The sequence below is a fragment of the Streptomyces sp. NPDC046716 genome (assembly GCF_040645755.1).
In the GTDB taxonomy this organism is placed as follows: Bacteria; Actinomycetota; Actinomycetes; order Streptomycetales; family Streptomycetaceae; genus Streptomyces.
This window is the reverse complement of the sequence record NZ_JBEYYU010000055.1, coordinates 29,361-53,356: the sequence shown is the minus strand read 5'-3', so window position 1 is coordinate 53,356 and position 23,996 is coordinate 29,361. Positions and strand designations below refer to the sequence as shown.

General features: G+C 72.1%; 18 protein-coding genes. 9 read left to right on the top strand and 9 right to left on the bottom strand.

All coding sequences use genetic code 11. The features are described from left to right. Positions 1-474: 474 nt before the first annotated feature. Positions 475-1,467 (bottom strand): acetylxylan esterase, encoded by a 993-nt coding sequence (locus tag ABZ930_RS32010; protein ID WP_361555602.1) that lies wholly within the window; start codon positions 1,465-1,467, stop codon positions 475-477. A gap of 270 nt (positions 1,468-1,737) precedes the next feature. Here ABZ930_RS32010 and ABZ930_RS32005 point away from each other — a divergent pair, with 270 nt between their 5' ends. From ABZ930_RS32005 to ABZ930_RS31975, 7 genes are all read left to right on the top strand, one after another. Continuing rightward, the gene (locus ABZ930_RS32005; protein WP_361555600.1) at positions 1,738-2,982 is read left to right on the top strand and encodes a sugar ABC transporter substrate-binding protein; all 1,245 of its coding nucleotides are present in this window, start codon (positions 1,738-1,740) and stop codon (positions 2,980-2,982) included. 66 nt (positions 2,983-3,048) lie between these two features. Then, a complete protein-coding gene (locus ABZ930_RS32000) occupies positions 3,049-4,023 on the top strand; it encodes a sugar ABC transporter permease (protein ID WP_361555597.1) in 975 nt (324 codons plus the stop codon). Then, entirely contained in the window at positions 4,020-4,877 is an 858-nt protein-coding gene (locus ABZ930_RS31995) for a carbohydrate ABC transporter permease (protein ID WP_361555594.1), read from the top strand. Before ABZ930_RS32000 ends, ABZ930_RS31995 begins: the two co-directional genes overlap by 4 nt. Positions 4,878-4,946: 69 nt before the next feature. Continuing rightward, positions 4,947-6,158, top strand: coding sequence for a family 1 glycosylhydrolase (locus ABZ930_RS31990; RefSeq protein ID WP_361555591.1), 1,212 nt, complete (start codon positions 4,947-4,949; stop codon positions 6,156-6,158). 297 nt (positions 6,159-6,455) lie between these two features. Then, on the top strand, positions 6,456-7,862 hold the full coding sequence (locus ABZ930_RS31985; RefSeq protein WP_361555588.1) for a glucoamylase family protein: 1,407 nt from the start codon (positions 6,456-6,458) through the stop codon (positions 7,860-7,862). A gap of 93 nt (positions 7,863-7,955) precedes the next feature. Further along, the gene (locus ABZ930_RS31980; RefSeq protein WP_361555586.1) at positions 7,956-10,049 is read left to right on the top strand and encodes a TPM domain-containing protein; all 2,094 of its coding nucleotides are present in this window, start codon (positions 7,956-7,958) and stop codon (positions 10,047-10,049) included. 42 nt (positions 10,050-10,091) lie between these two features. Beyond that, entirely contained in the window at positions 10,092-10,805 is a 714-nt protein-coding gene (locus ABZ930_RS31975) for a PspA/IM30 family protein (RefSeq protein WP_361555583.1), read from the top strand. Between the two features lie 12 nt (positions 10,806-10,817). On the opposite strand, the gene ABZ930_RS31970 is transcribed toward ABZ930_RS31975, so the two are convergent. From ABZ930_RS31970 to ABZ930_RS31945, 6 genes are all read right to left on the bottom strand, one after another. After that, on the bottom strand, positions 10,818-13,463 hold the full coding sequence (locus ABZ930_RS31970; protein WP_361555580.1) for a SpoIIE family protein phosphatase: 2,646 nt from the start codon (positions 13,461-13,463) through the stop codon (positions 10,818-10,820). Between the two features lie 259 nt (positions 13,464-13,722). Then, positions 13,723-14,136, bottom strand: a complete 414-nt coding sequence (locus ABZ930_RS31965) for an ATP-binding protein (protein ID WP_361555577.1) — start codon at positions 14,134-14,136, stop codon at positions 13,723-13,725. A gap of 202 nt (positions 14,137-14,338) precedes the next feature. Continuing rightward, positions 14,339-14,785: a (deoxy)nucleoside triphosphate pyrophosphohydrolase gene (locus tag ABZ930_RS31960; protein WP_361555574.1), complete on the bottom strand. Its 447-nt coding sequence runs from the start codon at positions 14,783-14,785 to the stop codon at positions 14,339-14,341. Between the two features lie 21 nt (positions 14,786-14,806). After that, positions 14,807-15,010, bottom strand: coding sequence for an SPOR domain-containing protein (locus tag ABZ930_RS31955; RefSeq protein WP_361555571.1), 204 nt, complete (start codon positions 15,008-15,010; stop codon positions 14,807-14,809). 216 nt (positions 15,011-15,226) lie between these two features. Beyond that, positions 15,227-16,945 (bottom strand): hypothetical protein, encoded by a 1,719-nt coding sequence (locus tag ABZ930_RS31950; RefSeq protein WP_361555568.1) that lies wholly within the window; start codon positions 16,943-16,945, stop codon positions 15,227-15,229. Positions 16,946-17,220: 275 nt separating this feature from the next. Continuing rightward, entirely contained in the window at positions 17,221-17,973 is a 753-nt protein-coding gene (locus tag ABZ930_RS31945) for a GntR family transcriptional regulator (RefSeq protein ID WP_361555565.1), read from the bottom strand. A gap of 270 nt (positions 17,974-18,243) precedes the next feature. On the opposite strand from ABZ930_RS31945, the gene ABZ930_RS31940 reads away from it, so the two are divergent. Both ABZ930_RS31940 and ABZ930_RS31935 read left to right on the top strand, forming a co-directional pair. Next, complete coding sequence (locus tag ABZ930_RS31940; RefSeq protein WP_361555562.1) at positions 18,244-19,362, top strand: pyridoxal-phosphate dependent enzyme; 1,119 nt, start codon at positions 18,244-18,246, stop codon at positions 19,360-19,362. A 424-nt stretch (positions 19,363-19,786) separates the two neighbouring features. Continuing rightward, positions 19,787-22,291: a discoidin domain-containing protein gene (locus tag ABZ930_RS31935; RefSeq protein WP_361555625.1), complete on the top strand. Its 2,505-nt coding sequence runs from the start codon at positions 19,787-19,789 to the stop codon at positions 22,289-22,291. A gap of 13 nt (positions 22,292-22,304) precedes the next feature. Here the strand turns inward: ABZ930_RS31935 and ABZ930_RS31930 are convergent, their stop codons facing one another. Together ABZ930_RS31930 and ABZ930_RS31925 are read right to left on the bottom strand one after the other, a co-directional pair. Then, on the bottom strand, positions 22,305-23,765 hold the full coding sequence (locus tag ABZ930_RS31930; protein WP_361555559.1) for a sodium:solute symporter family protein: 1,461 nt from the start codon (positions 23,763-23,765) through the stop codon (positions 22,305-22,307). Further along, positions 23,762-23,977, bottom strand: a complete 216-nt coding sequence (locus ABZ930_RS31925) for a hypothetical protein (protein WP_361555556.1) — start codon at positions 23,975-23,977, stop codon at positions 23,762-23,764. Before ABZ930_RS31925 ends, ABZ930_RS31930 begins: the two co-directional genes overlap by 4 nt. Positions 23,978-23,996 lie beyond the last annotated feature (19 nt).

Here is a 23,996-nt window from a genome sequence, read left to right as displayed (position 1 = left end):
GCCCGGTGGCCGCTTCCCGCGCAGTTCCCCGCGCCCCTGGGTCGTCGGTCGCCCGCGGCCCGGTGGCCGCTTCCCGCGCAGTTCCCCGCGCCCCTGGGTCGTCGGTCGCCCGCGGCCCGGTGGCCGCTTCCCGCGCAGTTCCCCGCGCCCCTGAGGCAGGCGCTGCGCGCCGCCTCCCCCTGAGGCTGCGGCTCCGCCGCGCCTCCCCGACGGGTGCCGCACGGGGTGCGCCTCTCCTGATGAGATGGCGCACGAAGTGCGCATCTCAGGGGCGCGGGGAACTGCGCGAGAAGCGGCCACCGGGCCGCACCCGAAGAACCACCCAGGGGCGCGGGGAACTGCGCGACCAGCCCCCACCGGGCCGCACCCGAAGAACCACCCAGGGGCGCGGGGAACTGCGCGCTCAGCCACGACGGGAGCCGCGGACGAAGACGGCGGCGTCGGGAGCCGGCCCGAACTACAACTCCCCGCGCCTCACTTCAGCACCCGACCAAAGAACTCCCCCTTGGCCGAAGCCAGTTCGACCCGCGCCGCCACCTCCCCCTCCCAGTCGAAGTGCCCCGCCTCCAGCACCAGCAACTCCCCGCCCCCGCCCAGCGCGTTGTACACCGCGAACTGCCCCGGCGGCGGCACCGACGGATCGAAGAGCGCCGCCGCGACCAGGACCGGCTTAGCCAGACGCGTCGCCGCAGTCGCCGCGTCGAAGTACCCGAGCACCTCCACGACTTCGGGATGCTCGGCGTGGTACCGGCGGACCGCCGCCCCGCTCCCCGCACAGTCCAGCGTCAGCCGCAGCGGATGATTCCCGAACGTCGGCACCGTCAGCTCCCCGGCGGCGAACCGGTCGTCCCACGGCAGCGCCAGCGCCCCGAGCCCGCCGCCGAAGCTCTCCCCGAGATAGCCGAGACCGTCGCCGGACGCCACCGACTCCCCCAGTTCCGGGACGAGTTCGAGCAACGCCGACGCGGCGCACCACAGATCGGCGACGCACTCCCCGATCACGTACGTCTCCCGCGAAGCGATCCCGTGCAGCACATGCTCGGCGGAGACCGACGGCACCCCGTCGACGAGCCCGCGCTCCACCATCCCCCGCACGCACGGCAGGATCGCCGCCGACCGGGGCAGCGGCAGCGGCACGTCGGGGCCCGCCGCGTCACGGCCGCCGTACCCGTGCCCGATGACGAAACCGTGCTCCGCGGGACCGTCCACGGGCAGCGCCAGCCAGCCGCCGAGCCGCACGTCCCCGACCGACGTGTAGGTCACCTCGAAGATCCGGACGCCGTCGCGCTCCTCCACGAGCGGCCCGATCTCCGGCCGGGTCGGCACCGCCCGCGCGGCCTCGTACCGGCCGCGCCAGAAGGCGTCGAAGTCGGCGGGCGCGCCGTCGGGGGCGGAGACATCGCGCAGGTCGGCGAGGGTGTAGCCGTACGTCGGATCGAACGGGAAGTCGTGCGTGAAGACTGTCATGGCCGCGACCTTAGGACAGAGATCACACCCGGTACAGGCCAATTCTTCCGAGGTGGTCCGGCTCAAAACGGAATGTCTGTTTTACGCTCACCCTGCACGGAGGGCACCGGGGCCGTGTCCGGCAGCGGCCGGCGGGACCCCGGCTTTCCGTCCCGTTACGGGAGTGTGACCAAGACCCCTCTTGCCACATCCGAGGCGGCTGTTACAGAGTCATGTATGCGCTTACAGACAGCGCATACATTCCACGGTCCGCTCAAGGAGGAGCCGTCCATGAACCGCCGCGCAACCACTGCCGCGATCGCCGTCAGCCTGGCGTCCGCGCTCACCCTCACCGCCTGCGGCGGCTCCGGCGGCGACTCGGTCGCGGCCGACGCGAAGCAGACGCTCACCGTCTGGGCCATGGGCACCGAGGGTGAGAAGCTCGCCGACGTCGCCAAGGTCTACGAGAAGGCCAACCCGAACATCACGGTGAAGGTCACCCCGATCGGCTGGGACGTCGCCCACCAGAAGCTCGTCGCCGCCGCGGCCGCCAACAAGCTGCCCGACGTGATGCAGATGGGCGGCAGCTACATGACCGAGTTCGCGGACATGGGCGCCCTGGAGCCGGTCGACACCAAGACCTTCAAGGAGAAGGACTACTTCCCGGCGGGCTGGGAGCAGGGCGAGTACGACGGCAAGACGTACGGCGTGCCGTGGTACGTGGACACCCGTGTGCTCTACTACCGCACCGACCTCGCCAAGAAGGCGGGCATCGACAAGGCCCCGGCCACCATGGCGGAGCTGAAGACGGCCGCGGAGAAGTACCAGAAGGCCGGTTCGAAGTACGGCCTGTCGATCCAGCCGAACGGCCTGGACTCGGTGCAGAGCTTCTACCAGTTCCTGTACTCGGCCGGCGGCCAGATCGTCACCAAGGACGGCGAGACCGTCGCCAACAGCCCGGCCGCCGTGAAGGCCCTGGAGAACTACACCAGTTACTTCAAGAAGGGTCTCGCCGCGAAGTCGGTGCGCCCCGGCTACGACGTGACCAAGGACTTCAACACCGGCGCCGTCGCGATGTTCTTCGGCGGCCCCTGGCACATGGGTCTGCTCGACGACAACTACCCCGACCTCAAGGGCAAGTGGGCCATCGCCAACGTGCCCACCGACAAGACCTCCGCCTCCATGGCGGGCGGCTCTGCCCTGACGATCTCCGCCGACAGCGAGCACAAGGCCGCCGCCAAGGAGCTCGTGAAGTACCTGACCGGCACCAAGGGCCAGGCCGACTGGTACCAGCGCACCAAGGACCTCCCGGCGAACATGACCGCCTGGTCCACGGGTGAGCTGGCCACCGACCCGAACATGAAGGTCTGGAAGAAGCAGATGGAGTCGGCGCAGGTCTCGCCGGCCCAGCCCAAGTGGTCCGAGATCACCTCGAAGATCGACACCGCGATCGAGGACGCCGCCCAGGGCAAGGCCTCCCCGAAGGCCGCGCTCGACAAGGCGCAGGGCGAGATCGAGAGCCTCGTCCAGAAGTAACCCGCCTCACGAAAACCCCCACCCTCCGGCGCGGGCACACGCCGGAGGACGTCCGAAGGGCGGACCATGTCCACCACGACACCCACCCCCGCACGCTCCGGGGCCGGCAAGGCCCCGGGCGGCGAGGCCCCGCAGGGCGCGGGGCGGCGCAAGAAGCGCCCGATGGGGAAGCAGAACCTGGCCGGCTGGCTGTTCTCCACCCCGTTCCTCGCGCTGTTCGCGGTCTTCATGCTCTTCCCGATCGTCGCGACGCTCGTCATGAGCTTCACCGACTTCGGGCAGCGCAACGTCCGCAAGCCGATGGACGCGAACTTCGTCGGCCTGGAGAACTACACCAAGCTGTTCAGCGACGACCAGTTCCTGCGCGCGATGTTCAACACCGCGTACTTCGTGGTCGTCGGGGTGCCGCTGACCATCGGGCTCGGACTGCTCGTCGCGGTGCTGCTCAACAACGGCATCGACCGGGCCCGCACCTTCTTCCGGGTGGGCTTCTACGCGCCGGTGGTCACGACGATCGTCGCCGTGGCCATCGTGTGGCGGTTCGTGCTCGACCCCTCGGACGGTCTGATCGCCGGGCTCGGTGACGAACTCGGCTTCACCGCGCCGGACTTCCTCGGCTCGGAGACCTGGGCCATGCCGTCGCTGATCGTGATGGCGGTGTGGCGCAACCTCGGCACGGTGATGGTCCTCATGATCGCCGGACTCCAGGCCATCCCGGCCGAGGTCCGCGAGGCCGCCCGGCTCGACGGGGCGAGCGCCTGGCAGGAGCTGCGCCGGATCACGGTGCCGCTGCTGCGTCCGACGCTCCTGTACGCCACGGTCATCACGACGATCGGCTACCTCAACGTGTTCGAGGAGCCGTTCGTGATGACCCAGGGCGGCCCCTCCGACTCCACGATGACCGTGTCGCTCGACATGTACTTCCAGGGCTTCCGGTTCTTCAACATGGGCTACGCGAGTGCCATGGCGTACGTCCTGTTCGTGGTGATCATGGGCATCACGGTGCTGCAGCTGCGACTGATGAAGGACAACACGAAATGAGCGCCGTCACCCCCGCCCGCCGGCCCTCCGCCCGGGCCCGCAAGCCGCTGCTCTACGTCGTCGCCTCGCTCGGTCTGCTGGTGATGGCCGCGCCCTTCCTGTGGATGGCGCTGAGCGCCTTCAAGACCAAGAAGGACCTGACCGCGAGCCCGCCGGTCTGGATCCCTTCCGAGTGGACGCTGAAGAACTTCAGCGACCTGCTCGACCAGCTCGACATGCCGCGGTACTTCCTGAACTCGGTGATCGTCGCCGTGCTCGTGACCGTGTGCAATCTGCTGTTCTGCTCGATGCTCGGCTACGCGCTGGCCAAGCTGAACTTCAGCGGCCGCTCGAAGGTCTTCGGGGTGGTCCTCGCCGCCCTGATGGTCCCGGCGAACCTGATGGTCCTGCCGCTGTTCGTGCTGATCAACCAGATGAACCTGCTGGACACCTACGCGGGCCTGGTGCTGCCCTTCGCGGCGGGCGCGTTCGGCGTCTTCCTGATGCGGCAGTTCATGCAGTCGATCCCGGACGAGCTGCTCGAAGCGGCCCGGATGGACGGCGCCGGTGAGTGGTACATCTTCTGGCGGATCGTCCTTCCGCTGGTCAAGCCCGCCCTCGCGACGCTGACGATCTTCACGTTCCTCGGGTCGTGGAACAACTTCATCTGGCCGCTGATCGCGACCAACGACCCCGACAAGTACACCCTCCCGGTGGCCCTCGCGACCTTCGCCAACGACCCGAACCGCACGGTCGGCGGCGGCAACGGAATGCTGATGGCGGGCTCGCTGCTCGTCGTCCTGCCCGTCCTGGTCGTCTTCGCGGTCCTCCAGCGCCACTTCACCCAGGGCATCGCCACCGCCGGCATGAAGTAGGCACCCCCGGTCCGCACCGTCCGCTCCGGCCACCCCCCACACGCACGTAGAAAGACAGGCATCATCACCATGACGCTCACCCCTGCCCCGACGCGCACGCTGCCCTTCCCCGACGGCTTCCTGTGGGGCGCGTCGACCGCCGCCCACCAGATCGAGGGCAACAACGTCAACAGCGACTGGTGGCGCAAGGAGCACGACCCGGCGGCCGGGATCCAGGAGCCGAGCCTGGACGCCTGCGACAGCTACCACCGCTGGGAGCAGGACATGGACCTGCTCGCCGAACTCGGCTTCACCGACTACCGGTTCAGTGTCGAGTGGGCCCGCATCGAGCCCGTCCGCGGCTACTTCTCGCGCGCCGAGATAGCCCACTACCGCCGCATGGTCGAGGGCGCGATCGCCCGCGGTCTGCGGCCGAACGTGACGCTGCACCACTTCACGATCCCGCAGTGGTTCGAGGACCTGGGCGGCTTCACCGCCGAGGGCGCCGTCGAGCTGTTCGCGCGGTACGTCGAGGAGTGCGCGCCGATCATCGCCGACGGGGTCGAGCACGTCTGCACCCTCAACGAACCGAACATGATCGCCGTGATGGCCGGTCTCGCCAAGCGCGGCGACCAGGGCTTCCCGCCCGCCGGGCTGCCCTTCCCCGACGAGGAGACGACCCACGCCGTGATCGCCGCGCACCACGCCGCCGTGAAGGCCGTGCGCTCGATCAACCCGGAGATCAAGGTCGGCTGGACCATCGCCAACCAGGTCTACCAGGCCGAGCCGGGCGCCGAGGAGGTCACCGCCGCCTACCGCCACCCCCGCGAGGACATCTTCATCGAGGCGGCGCGCGGCGACGACTGGATCGGCGTGCAGTCCTACACCCGCACCAAGATCGGCGCGGACGGCCCGATCCCGGCCCCGGCGGACGCCGAGCGCACCCTGACCTCGTGGGAGTACTACCCGGAGGCCGTCGGCCACGCGATCCGGCACACCGCCGAACTGATCGGCCCGGACACCCCGATCGTCGTGACCGAGAACGGCATCGCCACCGGCGACGAGCAGCGCCGGATCGACTACTACGCGGGCGCGCTCGACGCGGTCGCGGCCTGCATCGAGGACGGCATCGACGTCCGCGGCTACCTCGCCTGGAGCGCGCTCGACAACTACGAGTGGGGCACCTACAAGGCGACGTTCGGCCTCATCGGCTGGGACGGCGAGACCTTCGCGCGCACGCCCAAGCCGGCCGCGCACTGGCTGGGCGGCCTGGGCCGCGAGCGGGCGCTGCCGCGCGTCTGACCCGGCCCCTCCTGCCGGTGGGCGGCGGCTGAACTCCTGCGTCGCCGCCGCCCACCCCCTGATCCGTCGCGGGCGACCCTCCCCCCTGGGCCGCCCGCGGCACACGGGGCCGCGGACCCTGACCCCCGCTGTCCCGGTCCCGGGACCCGCGACACCTGACCTCGCGGGTCCACCACGGCGGAGACCGGCGCACACCTGAGCTGCGCCGGTCTCCGCTCCCCCTCCACAGCGACGACCGAGCACCACGAACCGCCCTTCCACAGCTGCCCGTTCGGATCTCCCGGGAGAAGGACCTTCATGGATCGCCGTACGTTCCTCATGGCCGCCGGTGCCGGTGGCGCCGCGCTCACCCTGGGCGCCGCCCCGGCCGCGAGCGCCTCCGCCGCCGCCGACCCGGCTCTCTTGCGCACCTGGTTCCGTTCGACGTACCGCTCGATCGAGGCGATGACGACCGATCTCGGGCTCACCGCCGACAAGATCGACGTCAGCGGTTCCGGCCGCCCGGAACCGTCCGTGCAGACCTCGCCGACCAACATCGGCTGCGGTCTGTGGGCGACGGCCGCCGCGGGCGGGCTCGGGGTGATCACCCGGGGTGAGACGGAGCGCCGGCTGACGCGGACGGTCGCCGCCGTGGAACGCCTTGAGCGGGCGCACGGGTTCTGGTTCAACTGGTACGACGCGCACGACGGTTCGGTGCTGACGACCTGGCCCGCGACGGGCGACACGGTCCGCCCGTTCCTGTCCTCGGTGGACAACGCCTGGCTGGTGACCGGGCTGCGGATCGCGGCCGACGCCGCCCCGGCGCTGCGCCCGCGCGTCGCGAAGCTGCTGGCCGGCGCCGACTGGTCGTACTACTACACGCCGTACGACCCGGCCGACCCGGTGGCGGGCCCCGGCCAGCTGCGCGGCGGCTTCTGGCCCGACGAGCCGGGCAAGGGCGAACCGACGGGGCACCACTACGGCGCCCTCAACACCGAGCCCCGGATGGCCAGTTACCTCGGGATCGCCGACGGCAGCCTGCCCGCCGACCACTACTGGCACCTGTTCCGGACGCTGCTGCCGGGCAGCGGCCAGGAGCAGGAGCCGGAGGGCTCGTACGTGGCCATGGACGGCGTCCGCGTCTGGCAGGGCCACTACACCTACCGGGGCCGCGCGTTCGTGCCGACCTGGGGCGGCTCGATGTTCGAGGCGCTGATGGTCCCGCTGTTCGTGCCCGAGCAGGAGTGGTCGCCGGGTTCCTGGGGCGTCACGCACGGCCGCTATGTGCGCGGCCAGATCGAGCACGGCCTGGAGGAGGCCGCGTACGGCTACTGGGGGTTCTCCCCGGCGAACATCCCCGAGGGCGGCTACCGCGAGTACGGCGTGGACGCGCTCGGCATGCAGGAGGACGGCTACCACTCGCTCGGCGTCGTCACCCCGCACGCCTCCTTCCTCGCGCTGCCGTACGCCCGCCGGGAGGCGGTGGCGAACCTGAAGGCGCTGGCCGCCGACTTCGGCGCGTACGACGAGACGTACGGCTTCCGCGACTCGGTGGACGTCACGACCGGCCGGGTCAGCGACTTCGTGCTCGCGCTGGACCAGGGCATGATCGCCGCCGCGCTCGCGCAGCAGCTGCGGCCCGGACTGCTGCAGCGCCCGTTCCGCACGGGCGGCTTCGCGGCGCGGGTGCGGCCGCTGCTGGCCAAGGAGCGGTTCTCGGTCTGACGCTCCGGCCCCACAGACGGGTGCCGCGACCGTGAGGGTGCTGTGGGGGCGCCCCGGTCGCGGCACCTTCTTCACGGACATACGCTCCCAAACGTGACGCCTGCCGCTTCCCCGCGCCCGATAGCCGGGCGGGCGGCCGCCGCCGTGCTGCTCGCCCTGGCCTGGCTGCTGCTGCCCGCGTCCTCCGGCCACGCCGACGACCCGGTCACCCTCTCCCGCACCGGCCAGCTCACCGACGAGGTGAACGCCCTCGGGGACCGCAGGGACGCCGCCGCCGACGCGCTCGCCGTCCTCGACGACGCGCGCGGCATCCAGCTCTACGTCGTCTACGTACGCGGCTTCTCCGGCCGCTCCGCGCAGAGCTGGGCCGACGCCACCGCCGACAAGAACGGGCTCGGCCTCGACGACGTCCTGCTCGCCGTCGCCACCCACGACCGGCAGTACGCGTTCTCCGTCGACCAGGACTCCCGGCTCACCGACGCCCAGATCCAGGACATCGCGCGGACCGCCGTGGAACCGGCGCTGCGTAGGAACGACTGGGCGGGCGCCGCGATCGGGGCGGCGAACGGCATCGGCGCCGTCGTCGCGGGCCGGCCCGTGCCCACCCCGACCGTGACACCCGGCAACGCCGACCCGGGCGCGGGCGACTCCGGCGGCAGCGGCGCCGGTGACCTGGTGCTGCCCGTGATCGCCGTCGGCGGCGCCGGTGCCGTGGCCGCGTACGCGTTCACCCGGCGCAAGCGGCGCGGGACCACCGGCCGACCGTCCGGCGGCGGCGCGCAAGGCTGGGGGAAGGCGCCGGAGACCCCGCTGCCCGAGCTGGACAAGCAGGCCCGGCTGCTGCTCGTGGAGACCGACGACGCGGTGCGCACCAGCACCGAGGAGCTGGGCTTCGCCACCGCCCAGTTCGGCGAGGACGCGGTCACGGAGTTCCGGGCGGCGCTCGCGTCCGCGCAGACCGAGCTGACCGCCGCGTTCACGCTCCGCCAGCAGCTCGACGACGCCTTCCCCGAGGACGACGCGACGAAGCGACGGATGCTGGAGGAGATCATCGCCCGGTGCACCGCGGCGGGGCGCGGGCTCGACGCGCAGTCCGCCGACTTCGACCGGCTGCGCGCCCTGGAACGACACGCGCCCGAGGCGCTGGCCCACGCCGAGCGGGCCTTCCGCGAGCTGGCGGCGCGCACCACCGAAGCGCAGGAGACCATGACGACGCTCGGCGGCCGGTACGCGGCCTCCGCGCTGCAGACCGTCGCGGGCCATGTCGAGCAGGCCAAGGACCGGCTCGTGTTCGCCACCGCCCAGCTCAACCAGGCGCGCGGCTGTGTCGACGCGGGCGAGGCCGGCAAGGGCGCCGTCCATCTGCGGGCCGCCGAGGGCGCCGTCGACCAGGCCGCCACCTTCGTCACCGCGATCGACCGGCTGGCCGGTGAGCTGGCCGAGGCCGACGAGAGGCTGCCCGCCGCGCTCACCGAGTCCGCCACCGACCTCGCGGACGCGCACGGCCTCCTGGAGGGCACCGGGCAGGGCGTGTCCACCGCCGATCTGCGCGGCCGCGTCGCGCGGGTCGAGTCCGTCGTGGGCCAGGTGCGCGCGGAGCTGGCGGCGGGCCCGTACGACCCGATCGACGCGCTGCGCAGGGTCGAGGAGGCGGACACGGCGCTGGACGAGGCGCTGGGGGCGGCGCGCGAGCGGGAGGAGGGCACCGCGCGCGCCCGCTCGCTGCTCGGCCAGGCCCTGCTCACCGCGCGCAGCAGTACGGGCGCGGCGGCGGACTTCATCACGACGCACCGCGGGGCCGTCGGCAGCGAGGCCCGCACCCGGCTCGCGGAGGCCGAGCGGCGCCTCGCGAACGCGCAGGCCGGCCAGGAGGACGATCCGGCCGCCGCGCTCGCCGAGGCGCAGCAGGCCGACGCGCTGGCCCGGCAGGCGCAGTCGCTCGCCGAGCGGGACGTACGCGGTTACGGCAATCCGTACGGGGGCGGGGGCAGCGGCGGGCGCGGCGGCAGCGGCATGGGCGGCGCGGTGCTCGGCGGGATCATCCTCGGCGGGCTGCTGAACGGCGGGCGCGGCGGAGGCGGCGGGGGTGGCGGTTTCGGCGGGGGCGGATTCGGCGGCGGGGGCGGGCCCGGCAGTTTCGGCGGCGGGGGGACGCGCGGCCGCCGGGGCGGCGGCGGGCGCTTCTGACCACCCATTCACCGGCTCATCCCCAGACGTGAGGACTTGACCATGACGAAGCAGACCATTCTCGGCCGGGTCGCGCAGCTCGCGAAGGCGAACATCAACGCGCTGCTCGACGGTGCGGAGGATCCGCAGAAGATGATCGACCAGCTGATCCGCGACTACTCGAACAACATCGCGGAGGCCGAGGAGGCGGTGGCCACCACCATCGGCAACCTGCGGATGCTGGAGCAGGACCACAAGGAGGACGTGGACGCGGCCGCCGAGTGGGGCGGCAAGGCGCTCGCGGCCAGCAAGAAGGCGGACGAGCTGCGGGCGGGCGGGACCGCGGCGGAGGCCGACCGGTTCGACAACCTCGCGAAGGTCGCCCTCGGCCGGCAGTTGCAGTCCGAGAAGGAGGCGAAGGACGCGGAGCCGACGATCGCCGCGCAGACCGAGGTGGTCGGCAGGCTCAAGGCCGGGCTCGACCAGATGAAGACGAAGCTGACCGAACTCCAGTCCAAGCGGGATCAGTTGGTGGCCCGCGCGAAGACCGCGCAGGCGCAGAACCAGATGCTGGACGCGGCGAAGAACATCGATGTCCTCGACCCCACCAGCGAACTGGGCCGCTTCGAGGACAAGGTGCGCCGCGAGGAGGCGAAGGCGCTCGGCAAGCAGGAGCTGGCCGAGTCCTCCCTCGACGCACAGTTCGAGCAGCTCGACTCGCTCGGCGACACGGCCGAGATCGAGGCCAGGCTGGCCGCGCTGAAGAGCGGTTCTTGAACCCCTGCCGGGCTAGAACAGGCTGAGCAGGGCCTCCGTCGGGTCGACCATCCCCGCGTCGCCGTCCGGCAGCGGGAGTTCGAACCAGACCGTCTTGCCGCGCGGGGTGCGCCGCGAGCCCCAGGACGCGCTCAGCAGACCGACGAGCTGGAGGCCGCGGCCGCCCTCGTCGGTGTCCCGGGCACGCCGCCTGCGCGGCTGCACGAGACCGGCGTCCCACACCTCGCACACCAGCGAGCGGTCGAGCAGCAGCCGGAGCCTGATCTCGCCCTCGCCGTACCGCAGGGCGTTGGTGACCAGCTCGCTGACCAGCAGCTCCGTGGTGTCGACGAGGGCTTCGAGATCCCAGGCGAGCAGTTGGGTGCGCGCCAGCTCGCGGGCCCGGCCGACCGACTTCGGCTCGCGCGGCAGCGTCCAGTCGCCGACGTTCTCGGCCGGCAGGCCCTGGATGCGGGCCATCAGCAGGGCGATGTCGTCCTCGCCGTGATGGGTGTCGAGGGTGGTGAGGACGTGGTCGCAGACGTCCTCCAGAGCCGGTGAGGGGTCGTCCAGGGCGGCCCGGAACGCGGACAGGCCCTCGTCGAGCGGGTGGTCGCGGGATTCGACCAGACCGTCCGTGTAGAGCGCGAGCAGCCCGCCGTCCGGGAGTTCGACCTCCACCTCTTCGAACGGTTCACCGCCGACGCCGAGCGGCATGCCCGGCGGTACGTCGAGCATCAGCGCGCCCTCGCCGGGCTCGACCAGGACCGGCGGGAGGTGCCCGGCGTTGGCGAAGGTGCAGCGGCGGGTGACGGCGTCGTAGACCGCGTACACGCAGGTGGCGAGGTAGACCTCGGAGAGGTCCTCGCCGCCCTGGTTCGCGCTGCGGGCGGCGCGGGTGGCCTGCTGGACGCCGCCGGGGGTGCCGAGACCGCGGGCGATCTCGTCGAGGGCGCTGAGCACCTCGGCCGGTTCGAGGTCGAGCAGGGCCAGGGTGCGCACGGCGGTGCGGAGTTCGCCCATGGCGACGGCGGCGCGCAGGCCGCGGCCCATCACGTCGCCGACGACGAGCGCCGTGCGGTGGCCCGGCAGTTCGATGACGTCGAACCAGTCGCCGCCGACCTCGGTCGCCGCGTTGCCCGGCAGATAGCGGCAGGCGATGTCGAGGCCGGACGCCTCGGGGTTGTCCGGCGGGAGCAGGGACCGTTGCAGTATCAGGGCGCGCTCGTGCTCGCGGCGGTACAGCCGGGCGTTGTCGATACAGACCGCGGCGCGCGCGGCCAGCTCCATGGCGAGCGCCCGGTCCCGCTCGTTGAACGGCTCGCTGCCCTTGGTGCGGGAGAACTGCACGAGGCCGACGACGGTGTCGTGCGCGACCATCGGCACGGCGAGCGTCGACTGCACGAGGCCGCCGGGCTGCGCGGGCAGGGTCTGCGGGCGGGCGGTGCGCAGGGCGTCCGCGCAGGGCGAGTTGAACGCGAAGCGGTGCACGGCGCCGACGCTGACCGGCGCCTCGCCGCCCAGGTCGAGGAAGGGCACGTCGGCCACGGCGCTCGCGGCGGCGACCCGGCGCAGCTCGGCGCTGCCGTCGGCGAGCCGGTGGTTGGCCAGCGCCGTCTCGTCGCCGGAGAGCAGTCCCTGGTACAGGTCGACGGAGGCCAGGTCGCAGAAGCCGGGCACGACCACGTCGAGCAGTTCGCGGGAGGTCGTCTCCAGGTCGAGGGAGTTGCCGATCCGGGCGCCGGCCTCGTTCAGAAGGGCCAGATTGCGCCGTGCGTGGGCGGCCTCGCGGGCGGCGGCGTGCCGCCGGGTGACGTCGGTGGCGAGCCCGGCGATGCCGATGACCCGGCCCGAACCGGTGTGTACGCGGTAGAGGTTGATGGACCAGTGGCGCCGCTCGGAGGAGTCCGGGGCGGGGCCGACGAGCTGCATGTCGGTGACGGCGTCGCCGGTCTCCAGGACCCGGCGCAGCGCGCCCTGCACCCGGTCGGCCTCGTGCCGCGGCAGATAGTCGTGGACGGTGCGGCCGCGGTGGTCGTCGACGTGACCGCCGAAGACCGAGGTGAACGTGCGGTTGGCACGCTGCACCTTGAGGTCGGTGCCGAACAGCAGGAAGCCGAAGGGAGATTGACCGAAAATCGACTGCGAGGCGGCGAGGTCCGTCTCGATGCCCCGCAGGGTCTGGACGTCCACGACGACGCAGACCGCGGCACGCTCACCGGACTCGGTGGTCGACGGCATCACATAGACCTCGGCGGTACCGTGCTGCTCCCCGGTCCCGTCCGGCCCGTCGCCGCGCGTGCGGAACGGCACGACGCCGGTCCACTCCCGCCCGTCCAGGATCTCGGCCATCTTGCGGCGGCCCCGGTCGCGCGTCTCGGGCGGGACGAACGCCTCGACGGGATCCTTGCCCACGGCGTCCTCGGCCGCGACGCCGAAGATCTGCGCGGCCCGCAGGCTCCACTGGTCGATCAGCCCGTCGGGGCCGATCGAGAACGAGGCGACCTTGATGTAGTCGTAGATCGACCCGGGCGGGCTCGTCTGCCAGATGTCGGCGATCGGCCCGATCTCCGCTTGCGCCCGCTCCCGCGACGTCCGGCCCGCATCCGGCGTCGACGCCGCGTCCGAGGCGCCCGAGCCGTTCTCGGATGCCCCGGCCTTCGCTGGTATCTCGCTCACGCGAACCGTCCCCTCCAGCTCACCGCGTCCGGCACCGGTCACCGGGGCGGCTGCCCGCAGTATCCAGCACTACGGAGCCGCACGACACGGTGTTCACGATCACACCACGGTCCCGACCCTTTTTGGCCCGTCGGGACCGACTGTTTCCGTACCCAGAGTGCAGGTGCGTCCACACACCGCGTTCTCCACTCGAGTTCCACATTCCCGTCTCTTAACCAGGTGCGACCCACTTAACCGGGGCGGGTGCGCTCGCGCCGTCTCAGCCGGGCAGGGCCAGCTCGAACCACACGGTCTTGCCGCCGGTGGCCGCGCCGCCCGGCCTGGTCCCCCAGCGCCGGGAGGAGCAGGCCACCAGCTGCAGGCCGCGGCCGCCCTCGTCGTCGGGGGTGGCCGCGCGGGCCCGGGGCGGGTCGGGCAGCGGGTCGGAGACCTCGACGAGCAGTGCGCCGGGGCCCTCCGGGCGGACCAGGCGGACTCCGATGGGGCCCGACGCATGGCGCAGGGAGTTGGTGACCAGCTCGCTGACCAGCAGGATCGTGATGTCGCTCAGCTCGTCCAGGTTCCAGGCGGCCAGTTGCGCACGGACCGCCGCGCGGGCTTTCCGTACGGCCATGGGGTCGGCGGGGAAGGCCCACTCGGCGACATCGCCCTGAGTGTGGAGCACACCGATCACTTCCCTGACCCACGAGGACTTCCGCCCGATTTCATCGGGTTAATCGGGATATACCCGGACGAGGTCGGGTGTTATCGCCGGGAGTGGGGTGGGGTGGTACGGACGGCGTAGGGCCGGGTCGGGCGCGTCGCCGGGTGCGGGTCGCGTCGTGGCTGGTCGCGCGGTTCCCCGCGCAGCCTCCCCTGGGCGAGCGCAGCTCGCTTCAGGGGCGCGGGGAACTGCGCGACCAGCCGCCACCGGGCCCGCGGACGGAATCGAGCACGGCCGACACGGCGGGGACGTCCTGGTCGAGCCAGTCGACGGTCCAGGCGTCGGACGGGGACAGCCAGCGGAGCTCGTCGTGGTCCTCGAGCGGCGCCGGGACCCCCGAGTCGAGCGTGCAGCGCCAGACACGGAGGACGTAGCCGGGCTTCAACGGCCACTCACCCGGAACCCGGGAGACCGGAACCGCCTCGACGCCCAGCTCCTCGCGCAGCTCCCGGACCAGCGCGAACTCCTGGTCCTCCCCCGGCTCGACCTTGCCCCCGGGCAACTCCCACCGCCCGGCGAGCTGCGGAGGCGCACTACGGCGTGCGGCCAGCAGCCGGCCGTCGGTGTCGAACAGGGCGGCGGCGACCACCACGACGGCCGGTGCGATCTGATCAGTCATGCGGCGGAGCCTACGGCTCCGTCAGCGCACCGTGCCGTTCCGCACGGTGGTGGTGTTCTCCGCCAGGCGCTCGACCCAGTAGAGCTGTTTGTGGCCGTGGGCGTCGAGGCTGTCGGCGATGCGCTGGGCCTCCGCCCTGGTCGCGTAACGGCCCACTCGATAGCGGTTGCCGTTGTCGTCCTGGCGTATGACGAGCCACGGAAGTGTCATCGTGCCGTCGTTCATCGTGCGCCGCCCCTCCCTGATCGGCCCGACCCCGGCTCGCATCGTGCTCCGCCCCCCAAGCGTGAGGAAACCACAATCCGCATATGCCCGAGCCTACGCCTGACCTTCACAGAGCGGATACGTGTTGGCACAAAGAGATACGCAACAAGCCATCCCTGACTGGCGCCAAGGGGGCGCATTTGCATAAATGCGCCCCCGGCGTCCCAGCAGTACCGTTCAGCCCCTGCGCACCGTGGGCATCGGCATCAGAACGGGCTCCCCCGTCGGCTTCTTCGTGCACACGTCACCGCACTCCGCGTCCAGCGAGCAGCACAGCGAGCAGATCGGCCCGGACTGCACCGGGCAGTCGGCGATGTCGGGGAGTTCGTACGCCGTTTCGCAGACGCCGCACGTGTGGGTGGCGGTGATGTCGGTGCCCTCGGCGAACTCGACGCCCGGACCGTTCACCGGGTTCGGGCGGGCCAGGTAGTACTTGCCCTTCGTGGCCCAGGCGATCAGCGGGCACAGGATCAGCGCGAGGCCGGCGGCGATGAAGGTGGAGAAGGCCTCCGCGTACTCCCCGAAGAGGCCGAAGAAGGCCAGGATGGAGACGGTCGAGGCGATCACCATCGAGCCGAAGCCCGCCGGGTTCACCGCGTAGAGGTAAGCGCGCTTGAACTCGATGTACTTGGGGCTCCAGCCCACCCGCTTGTTGATGACGAGGTCGGCGGCGACGGCCGCGATCCAGGCGATGCCCACGTTCGAGTAGAAGCCGAGCAGCTTGTTCAGCGCGGCGAACATGTTCATCTCCATCAGCGTCAGCGCGATGGCGAGGTTGAGGAAGATGTACCAGACGCGGCCGGGGTGCCGGTGGGTGACGCGGGAGAAGAAGTTCGACCAGGACAGGGAGCCGCTGTAGGCGTTCGTGACGTTGATCTTGATCTGGGAGACGATCACGAAGAGCGCGGCGGCGGGCAGCGCGACCGAGCCGAGCCACGGCTTCAGCGCCTCGATCTGCGGGGCGATCGGTTCGAGCGCGTGGGTCTTGCCGACGGCTTCGAGGGCCACGAAGGCGAGCAGCGCGCCACCGATCTGCTTGGCGGCGCCGATGATCACCCAGCCGGGACCCGCGGCGAGAACGGCCAGATTCCAGCGCGTGCGGTTCTGTTCGGTCTTGGCCGGCATGAAGCGCAGGTAGTCGGCCTGTTCGCCGATCTGGGCGATGAGCGAGAGCGCGACGCCGGTGCCGAGCCCGAAGCCGAGCCAGGAGAAGCCGCTGCCCGCGCCCTCGGTGCCGCCGAAGTGGGTGAAGTCGCCGAACGAGCCCGGGGAGTGGAAGGCCAGGATCACGAACGGCAGGACGAGACCGATCAGCCAGACCGGCTGCGTCCACGCCTGCACCTTGGCGAGCGCGCCCATGCCGCGGAACACGATCGGGATGACGATGAGCGTGGTCAGCAAGTAGCCGACCGGCAGCGGCAGTCCGACCACCTCGTGCATCGCCTGCGCCATGATCGAGCCTTCGAGCGCGAAGAAGATGAAGGTGAACGAGGCGTAGATCAGGGACGTGAGCGTCGAGCCGAAGTAGCCGAACCCGGCGCCGCGCGTGATCAGGTCCATGTCCAGGCCGTACTTGGCGCAGGCTCGGGCGATCGGGATGCCGGTCAGGAAGATGATCGTCGCCGCGCACAGGATCGAGGCGAGACCGCTGGTGAATCCGTAGGTGAAGACGATGGACGCGCCGATCGCGAAGTCGGCGAGGTAGGCGATGCCGCCGAGCGCGGTGGAGGCGACCATGGTCGGCGACCAGCGCCGGTAGGAGTGCGGGGCATAGCGCAGCGAGAAGTCCTCGCGGGACTCGTCGGCCGCCAGCTTGGCGTAACTGCGCTGGGGTGCCTGCCGGTTCGGCGGCTGGGGCGGTGCCGGGTCGGCGGTGGGCAGTGCGGTCTCGGTCATGGTCGGCTTCCCGTTCGTCCGTCAGTCAGCGGGGCCTGGCCGTAGCGGCGGTAGCGGTATACCGGTACGGCGGGTACGCAGAAGGACGGTAGGAGCCGTGCATGACAAGTCTGGGCAGCGCCGGATTGCCTGCCGGTTACGGGAGTCGGGGCCCGGTTAACTCCGGATATCGCGGCCCGCGACGGCGCGTCCGGCCAGCGGACGGCGTCGAGGGGCGCCCGCACGGGCTCGGGAACCGGGGCGGATACCGGTGCGGGAGCCTGTGCGGGGCGGGGTCATTTGACCGGCAGGTGGTAGGCGATCCGGTAGCGGTCGGCGGGGACCACGATGTCGGCCGTCTCGACCGGCCGGCCCGAGGCGAAGAAGGTGCGGTGGATGACGATGACGACGTGTCCGGGCACACCGCCGAGCGCGGCCAGCTCCTCGGCCAGGCCGGGGCGGGCGGCCACTTCCTCCGTCACGTTGTCCACGATCACGTCGATCGCCGCCATGCGCTCGACCACGCCGCAGCCGCCGAGCGGGCCCTCCTCGGGGAGCATCACCGGGGTGCGGCCGGTGACGGCGAGGGGCTCCCAGGAGGTGGCGAGCATCATCGTCTCGCCCGCGTCCCGGTACACGTACGCCGTGCGCATCACCCGGTCGCCTGGGCGGATCGCGAGCCGCTCGGCGAGGGAGGCGTCCACCTCCGCCTGCTCGCTGCGCGACTCCCAGGTGCCGCGCGCCGAGGGGTCGGACTGCTCCTGGCGGAAGGGCGTGGAGCCGCTGCCCGTGCGGTATCCGGACCGGGCGACGCGGCGCGGCACCGGCCGCTCGCGCACATACGTCCCCGAACCCGAGCGGCCCTCGACCAGCCCCTCCGCCATCAGCACCTTGCGGGCCTCCAGAGCGACCGTGTCCGAAACCCCGTACTCCTCGCGGATCTTGGCCTGGGAAGGGAGACGGGTGTGCGGCGGCAGTGAGCCATTGACGATCTTCTCGCGGAGATCACCCGCGACGCGCAGGTACGCCGGCTGCTCACCGAATGACACTGATTGTTCCCCTCGTTCCCCGCGGGTCCCCCGGGCGGTCTCCCCCGACCGCCGACCGCGGAACCCCCATCACATTGACAGACAGCAACAGCCTGGCAACCGTCGGTTGAGGCGTGCAAGCAAAGGCCAGAGAATCACTCGATGTGATGACTTACGGCTGTCGAGGGCTTTACGCAGGGACTTTCTCCAGGTAGTGAGCCATTCACACATCGGCGCCCGAGTCGGCCGTGCGTACGGTTCAGGACGCGGCAGACTGCCTACGCTCTTCTCATGACCGCGCTGCCCGACTGTTACTGCCCGCTGGACGGCACCCGCGTCCCGTCCGGGTCCCTCACCTGGTGCTGCCCCGCCTGCGGCGGACCGCTCGACCTCGACTACTCACCGACGCCGGCCTCCCTCACCTCCCTCAGCGGGCGCGCCAACTCCCTGTGGCGCTACGCGGAGTGCCTGCCGCTGCCGGCGCCGGACTGCACCCTCGGGGAGGGGCGCACACCGCTCGTGCCGCTCACCGACGGGGTCTCGGCGAAGCTGGACTTCCTGATGCCGACGCTGTCATTCAAGGACCGCGGCGCCGTCATGCTGGCCGCCCTGGCCGCGCGGCTGCGGCCCGAGCGGGTGATCGCCGACAGCAGTGGCAACGCGGGGACGGCGATCGCCGCGTACTGCGCCCGCGCGCGGCTGCCCTGCACGATCTACGTCCCCGGGGGGACGTCGCCGAAGAAGCTGGAGCAGATCGGCGCGCACGGGGCCCGGCTGCTCGTGGTCGACGGGGACCGGGAGGCGACGGCGCGGGCGGCGCGGGCCGCCGCCGACGAGGACGGGGTGTTCTACGCCAGTCACGTCCACAACCCGTACTTCCTGCACGGCACGAAGACGTACGTCCATGAGCTCTGGGAGGACCTGGGCGGGCGGCTGCCCGAGGTCCTCGTGGTGCCCGTCGGCAACGGCACGCTGCTGCTGGGCGCCGCGCTCGCCGTGGCCGAGCTGCACACCGCCGGGCTCATCGACCGGCGGCCCGCGCTGCACGCGGTGCAGGCCGCCGCGGTGGCTCCGCTGGCCGAGGCGTGGCTGGCCGGGGCCGAGGATCTGGTGGGGGTCACTCCGATGGCGCCCACGTTCGCCGAGGGGATCGCGATCACGCGGCCGCCGCGCGCGCGGCAGATCCTCCGGGCCGTACGCGCGTCTGGCGGCGCCTTCCACACGGTGACGGAGGATCAGCTCCGGCACGCCCAGCTGGACCTGGCCTCGCGGGGCCTGTACGTCGAGTCGACCGGCGTGGCCTGCTGGGCGGCAACCCGCGACGACGGTCCCCTGGGCGCCACCCTGAACTCCCGCACAGCGGTGATCCCCCTCTGCGGCGCGGGCCTGAAAACAGGCTTGGCCGGCTGAGGGCGGGGCCGGGTTGGGCCGGGCCGAAGCTGGGGGCTGCACAGTGAAGCCCCGCCAGGGGCGCGAGGAACTGCGCGACCGGCCACGACGAGACCCGCACCCGACAACGCACAGCAAGCCCCCCAGGGGCGCGGGGAACTGCGCGAGAAGCGGTCACCGGGCCGCACCCGACCGACGGCCAAGGGGCGCGGGGAACTGCGCGACCCGCCACGACGCGACCCGCACCCGACAACGCACCCACATCGCCTAAACCCCGGCGCGCATGCCCCACCCGCCCCCCTCCACCCCGCACGCTCGACCCGTGACCACCGCCCCCCGCAGAGCCCTAGCCGCCGCCCTCCCCCTCACCCTCGCCCTCACGACAGCCGCCTTCCTCCCGCCCCGCGCCCCCGAAAGCCCCACCTGCGCCGCCCCCGGCTGGAACCTGAGCACCCGTACAGCCGACCCCGGAAACCCCTACACGGCGTACACCGGCAACGGCTACCTCGGCGTCCGCGTCCCCTCCGCCGGCGCCGGCTACGCCCACGGCCCGGCCACCGAGAAGACCGGCTGGCCGCTCTACACCCCGCGCTACGACGGCGCCTTCGTCTCCGGCCTCTACGCGCGGGGCCCGAAGAACACCGCCCACCGCGAGGCCCTCGCCGCGCTCCCGAACTGGACCGCCCTGGAGGTGGCCGCGCGCGGCGAGACGTACGGGCCGGGCAGCCGCACGACGGACTACCGGCAGCGCGTCGACCTGCGCTGCGGCACGGTCGTCACCTCGCTCACCTGGGTGCACGAGGACGGCCGCCGCACCGACCTGTCGTACGAGGTGCTGGCCGACCGTGCCCGCGCCCACGTGGGCGCCGTCCGCCTCCGCGTCACCCCGCACTGGTCGGGCCGGGTCACCGTGACCGACCGGATCGACGGCCGCGGCGCCCGCCGCCTGAAGCCGACCGGCACGGGCCCGGCGGGCAAGCGCACGGTCGCGGTCGGATTCCGTACCGACGGGACCGGGGTGACCGGCACGGTGGCCTCGACCCTGCGCTCCCCCGGCCGCACCCACGAGCCGCGCCGCGCGGACGGCCTGAGCGGCAGCACGTCGGCGGATTTCGACGCCCACTCGGGCACCCGCTACGACGTCGTAAAGTACGTCGGCGTGGACACCTCGCTCACCTCGCGCACCCCGCACGACGCCGCGGTGCGCGCCTCGCGGCGGGCGGCGGCCGCTGGCTGGGAGGCGTTGAAGGACGAACACACCGGCGTCTGGCGGGCGTTGTGGTCGTCCGACATCGAGGTGGCGGGCCGCCCGGAGCTCCAGGCGCAGGTGCGCGCCGCCCAGTACGGGCTGCTCTCCTCGGTCCGCGCGGGCGCCCGCGACAGCATCCCGCCGGCCGGTCTGAGCAGCGACAACTACGCGGGCATGGTGTTCTGGGACGCCGAGACCTGGATGTTCCCCTCGCTGCTCGCCACCCGCCCGGAGCTGGCCGAGCCGGTCCTCGCGTACCGCGACCGCACGCGCGCGGCCGCCGCCGACAACGCGCTCAAGACGTCCGTCAAGGGGCTCATGTACCCGTGGACCAGCGCGAGTTCGGGCTCGCTGTGGAAGGAGTGCCAGAGCTGGTATCCGCCCCACTGCGTCACCCAGAACCATCTCCAGGGCGACATCGCGATCGCCGCCTGGCAGTACTACCAGGCCACCGGCGACCGCGACTGGCTGCGCAGAGAGGGCTGGCCGCTGCTCGAAGGGCTGGCCACGTACTGGAGTTCGCGGGTGACGCCGAACAAGGCGGACGGCTCGTACTCCATCAAGAACGTGGCGGGGCCGGACGAGTACAGCAACGGCGTCGACGACGGCGTCTACACCAACGCGGTCGCCGCGACCTCCCTGCGCGCCGCCGCCAAGGCCGCCCGGCTCGTCGGCGAGAAGCCCGGCGCCGACTGGACGAGGATCGCCGACCGGCTGCGGATCCCGTACGACGCGCGCCGCAAGATCTTCCTCCAGTACGCCGGTTACGATCCCGCGCGCGCCGCCGACATCAAGCAGGCCGACGCCGTGCTGCTGCTGTATCCGCTGGACTGGCGGCCGATGCCGAAGGGCGCGGCGGCCGCGACGCTCGACCACTACGCGGCGCACACCGACCGGGGCGGCCCCGCGATGACCGACTCGGTGCACGCGGCCGCCGCGGCGGCGATCGGCGAGCCGGGCTGTGCGACGTACACGTTCCTGGAGCGGGCCTCGCGGCCGTTCTTCCGGGAGCCCTTCGGCACGTTCTCGGAGGCGCGGGGCGACAAGGCGGGTGGGGACGACGCGCTCGCCGGCGCGCCCGCGCAGGACTTCCTGACCGGCAAGGGCGGCTTCCTCCAGATCTTCACCCACGGTCTGACCGGACTGCGCCTGGAGGACGGGGCGGCCGTGCGGCTCGACCCGATGCTGCCGCCGCAGCTGGCGAAGGGCGTCACGGTCAGGGGCCTGCACTGGCGGGGCCGGACGTACGACATCGCGCTCGGCGCCCGCCGCACCACCGTGCGGCTCACCTCCGGCAGCCCCTTCGCCGTGGACACCCCGGGCGGCCGCCGGACGGTGACGACCGACGGCCTTACCCTCGCGACCCGCCGCCCCGACCTCACCCCGACCCCGGACCTGGCCCGCTGCCGCCCGGCGCGGGCGACGTCCGAGGACCCGGGCCAGTACGCGACCGCCGCCGTCGACGGCAACCCGGCGACGACCTGGCTGCCCACCCGCCCGGGCGCAACCCTCACCGTGGACCTGGGCGCCCGCCGCACACTCCGCAAGCTCACCGTGACCGGGACCCGTGCGTACCGGGCCGAGGTGTCGACGGACGGACGGCGCTGGGTGCCGTTCGAGACGGGTGCGCGGGGCAGCTTCGCCCGCATCACCCAGACCGGCAAAACCCCTTCTTCCGTCGCCGAGTTGACCATCACCTGACGCCCCGCCGCCCTCAGCCCAGTCGAGCGCCCACCGCTTCGACGGCCTGGTCCCGGCCGACCGCCCGGCCCCTCACCAGAACCTGCGCGACCGCGGTCACCACCACATTCACCCCGAGCGCGATCAGCCCCGTGTCCACCGTGCCGACATCCACGCCCCCGCCTCCGCTCCCGCCGAACGTCAGCCAGGCCAGCACCGCCACCCCGGTCACGATCCCGAGCAGCGCGGGCAGCGCGCCCAGGCGGACCCGCTTCGCCAGGCCCATCACGATCGCCGGGGCGAGCTGGGTGAGGCCGCCGTAGGTGAGCAGGAGCATGTCGGCGAGGAGGCCGGGGCGGAGCAGGCCGAGCACGAGGGCCAGGGCCGCCGCGACGACCACGCACACATGGTTGGTGCGGAGTTGGGCGCGGGGGCTGCGGGCGCTGAACAGGTTGCGGGACAGCAGGCTGGAGATGCCCACGACGATCGCGGCGGACGGCACCATCGCAGCCGACGCGGCCGCGACCGCGACGATCCCGACCAGCCAGCCGGGCAGCGTCTGCCCGGCGAGGGTGAGGGCGACGGAGTTGGGCGCCGCGTCCTTGGAGAGGAGGAGGACCCCGGCGAAGCCGACGATCACCGGGATGCCGAGGGCGATCTGGTAGAGCGGCAGCCAGACGGCGTTCGAGCGCAGGGCGCGTCCGCTGCCCGCGGCGAGCACCGGCGGCCACAGGTGCGCCATGGTGCCGAGCCCGCCGCCGATCGAGGAGATGATGACGGCGGTGACGAAGAACGTTCCGTCGTAACCGGGCTGATCGAGCGTCAGGAGTTCGGGCCGGGCGTCGCGGAGGGTGGCGAAGGTGCCGCCGATGCCGCCGTGCACGGACACCGCGACGCCGATCACCAGCACCACGAGCCCGACGATCATCAGCGCGTCCTTGAGGTAGGCGACGCGGGCGATGCCGCGGATGCCGGACCACAGGACGAATCCGACGGTCAGGACGGTGGCGAGGACCATGCTCCAGTTGCCGCCCGTCCGGCTGCCGGTGGCGAGCTGCACGATCATGCCGAGGCCGGTGATCTGCAGTTGCAGGTACGGCAGCAGGAACACCGCGCCGACGACGGCGACGACCTTGCCGAGCAGCGGGCTGCGGTACCGGTCGACGAAGAAGTCCGCCTGCGTCAGATAGCCGCCCCGCAGGCCCAGTTCACGCATGCGCGGGGCCGTGAAGTACTGGAGGACGAAGTTGATGGCGAGGTAGCACAGGGCGTACGACGCGGCGACGCCGGCGCCGAACGCGAGCCCCGCGAGCCCGAGGAAGCTGAACGTCGTGAACGACTCCCCGGCCTGCAGGAACCAGGTGGTGAAGGTGGAGAAGCGGCGCTTGCCGACGGTCCACTCCCCCAGTTCCCTGCTGGGGGCGCGGCGCCCGCTCACGCCGACCAGGGCGATGGCGACGATGCCGAGGACGGTGATGACCATGGTGGCGTTCATGCGGATTCCCCGCTCTCATCGTCGTCCGCGGCCGGGGCGAGCCGGTCGACGAGGGCGAGCGTCGCCGTCGTGCCGGCCGTCCAGATCAGGCACCAGCACAGGACGGAGGGGATGCCGAGCCACAGGTGCGGCCCGTTGACGAAGGGCAGGTACGGCGTACTGAGGAAGGCCAGGACGGGCACGGCGGCCCAGAGCGCGTGCGGTGATCTCATCGGGGCTCCTGCCGGGGGG

What these genes read in the sequence shown, in the direction of transcription:
- ABZ930_RS32010 (WP_361555602.1), bottom strand. Translation starts at nt 1,467, where the DNA reads ATGACAGTCTTCACGCACGACTTCCCGTTCGATCCGACGTACGGCTAC.
- ABZ930_RS32005 (WP_361555600.1), top strand. Translation starts at nt 1,738, where the DNA reads ATGAACCGCCGCGCAACCACTGCCGCGATCGCCGTCAGCCTGGCGTCC.
- ABZ930_RS32000 (WP_361555597.1), top strand. Translation starts at nt 3,049, where the DNA reads ATGTCCACCACGACACCCACCCCCGCACGCTCCGGGGCCGGCAAGGCC.
- ABZ930_RS31995 (WP_361555594.1), top strand. Translation starts at nt 4,020, where the DNA reads ATGAGCGCCGTCACCCCCGCCCGCCGGCCCTCCGCCCGGGCCCGCAAG.
- ABZ930_RS31990 (WP_361555591.1), top strand. Translation starts at nt 4,947, where the DNA reads ATGACGCTCACCCCTGCCCCGACGCGCACGCTGCCCTTCCCCGACGGC.
- ABZ930_RS31985 (WP_361555588.1), top strand. Translation starts at nt 6,456, where the DNA reads ATGGATCGCCGTACGTTCCTCATGGCCGCCGGTGCCGGTGGCGCCGCG.
- ABZ930_RS31975 (WP_361555583.1), top strand. Translation starts at nt 10,092, where the DNA reads ATGACGAAGCAGACCATTCTCGGCCGGGTCGCGCAGCTCGCGAAGGCG.
- ABZ930_RS31960 (WP_361555574.1), bottom strand. Translation starts at nt 14,785, where the DNA reads ATGACTGATCAGATCGCACCGGCCGTCGTGGTGGTCGCCGCCGCCCTG.
- ABZ930_RS31955 (WP_361555571.1), bottom strand. Translation starts at nt 15,010, where the DNA reads ATGAACGACGGCACGATGACACTTCCGTGGCTCGTCATACGCCAGGAC.
- ABZ930_RS31950 (WP_361555568.1), bottom strand. Translation starts at nt 16,945, where the DNA reads ATGACCGAGACCGCACTGCCCACCGCCGACCCGGCACCGCCCCAGCCG.
- ABZ930_RS31940 (WP_361555562.1), top strand. Translation starts at nt 18,244, where the DNA reads ATGACCGCGCTGCCCGACTGTTACTGCCCGCTGGACGGCACCCGCGTC.
- ABZ930_RS31930 (WP_361555559.1), bottom strand. Translation starts at nt 23,765, where the DNA reads ATGAACGCCACCATGGTCATCACCGTCCTCGGCATCGTCGCCATCGCC.
- ABZ930_RS31925 (WP_361555556.1), bottom strand. Translation starts at nt 23,977, where the DNA reads ATGAGATCACCGCACGCGCTCTGGGCCGCCGTGCCCGTCCTGGCCTTC.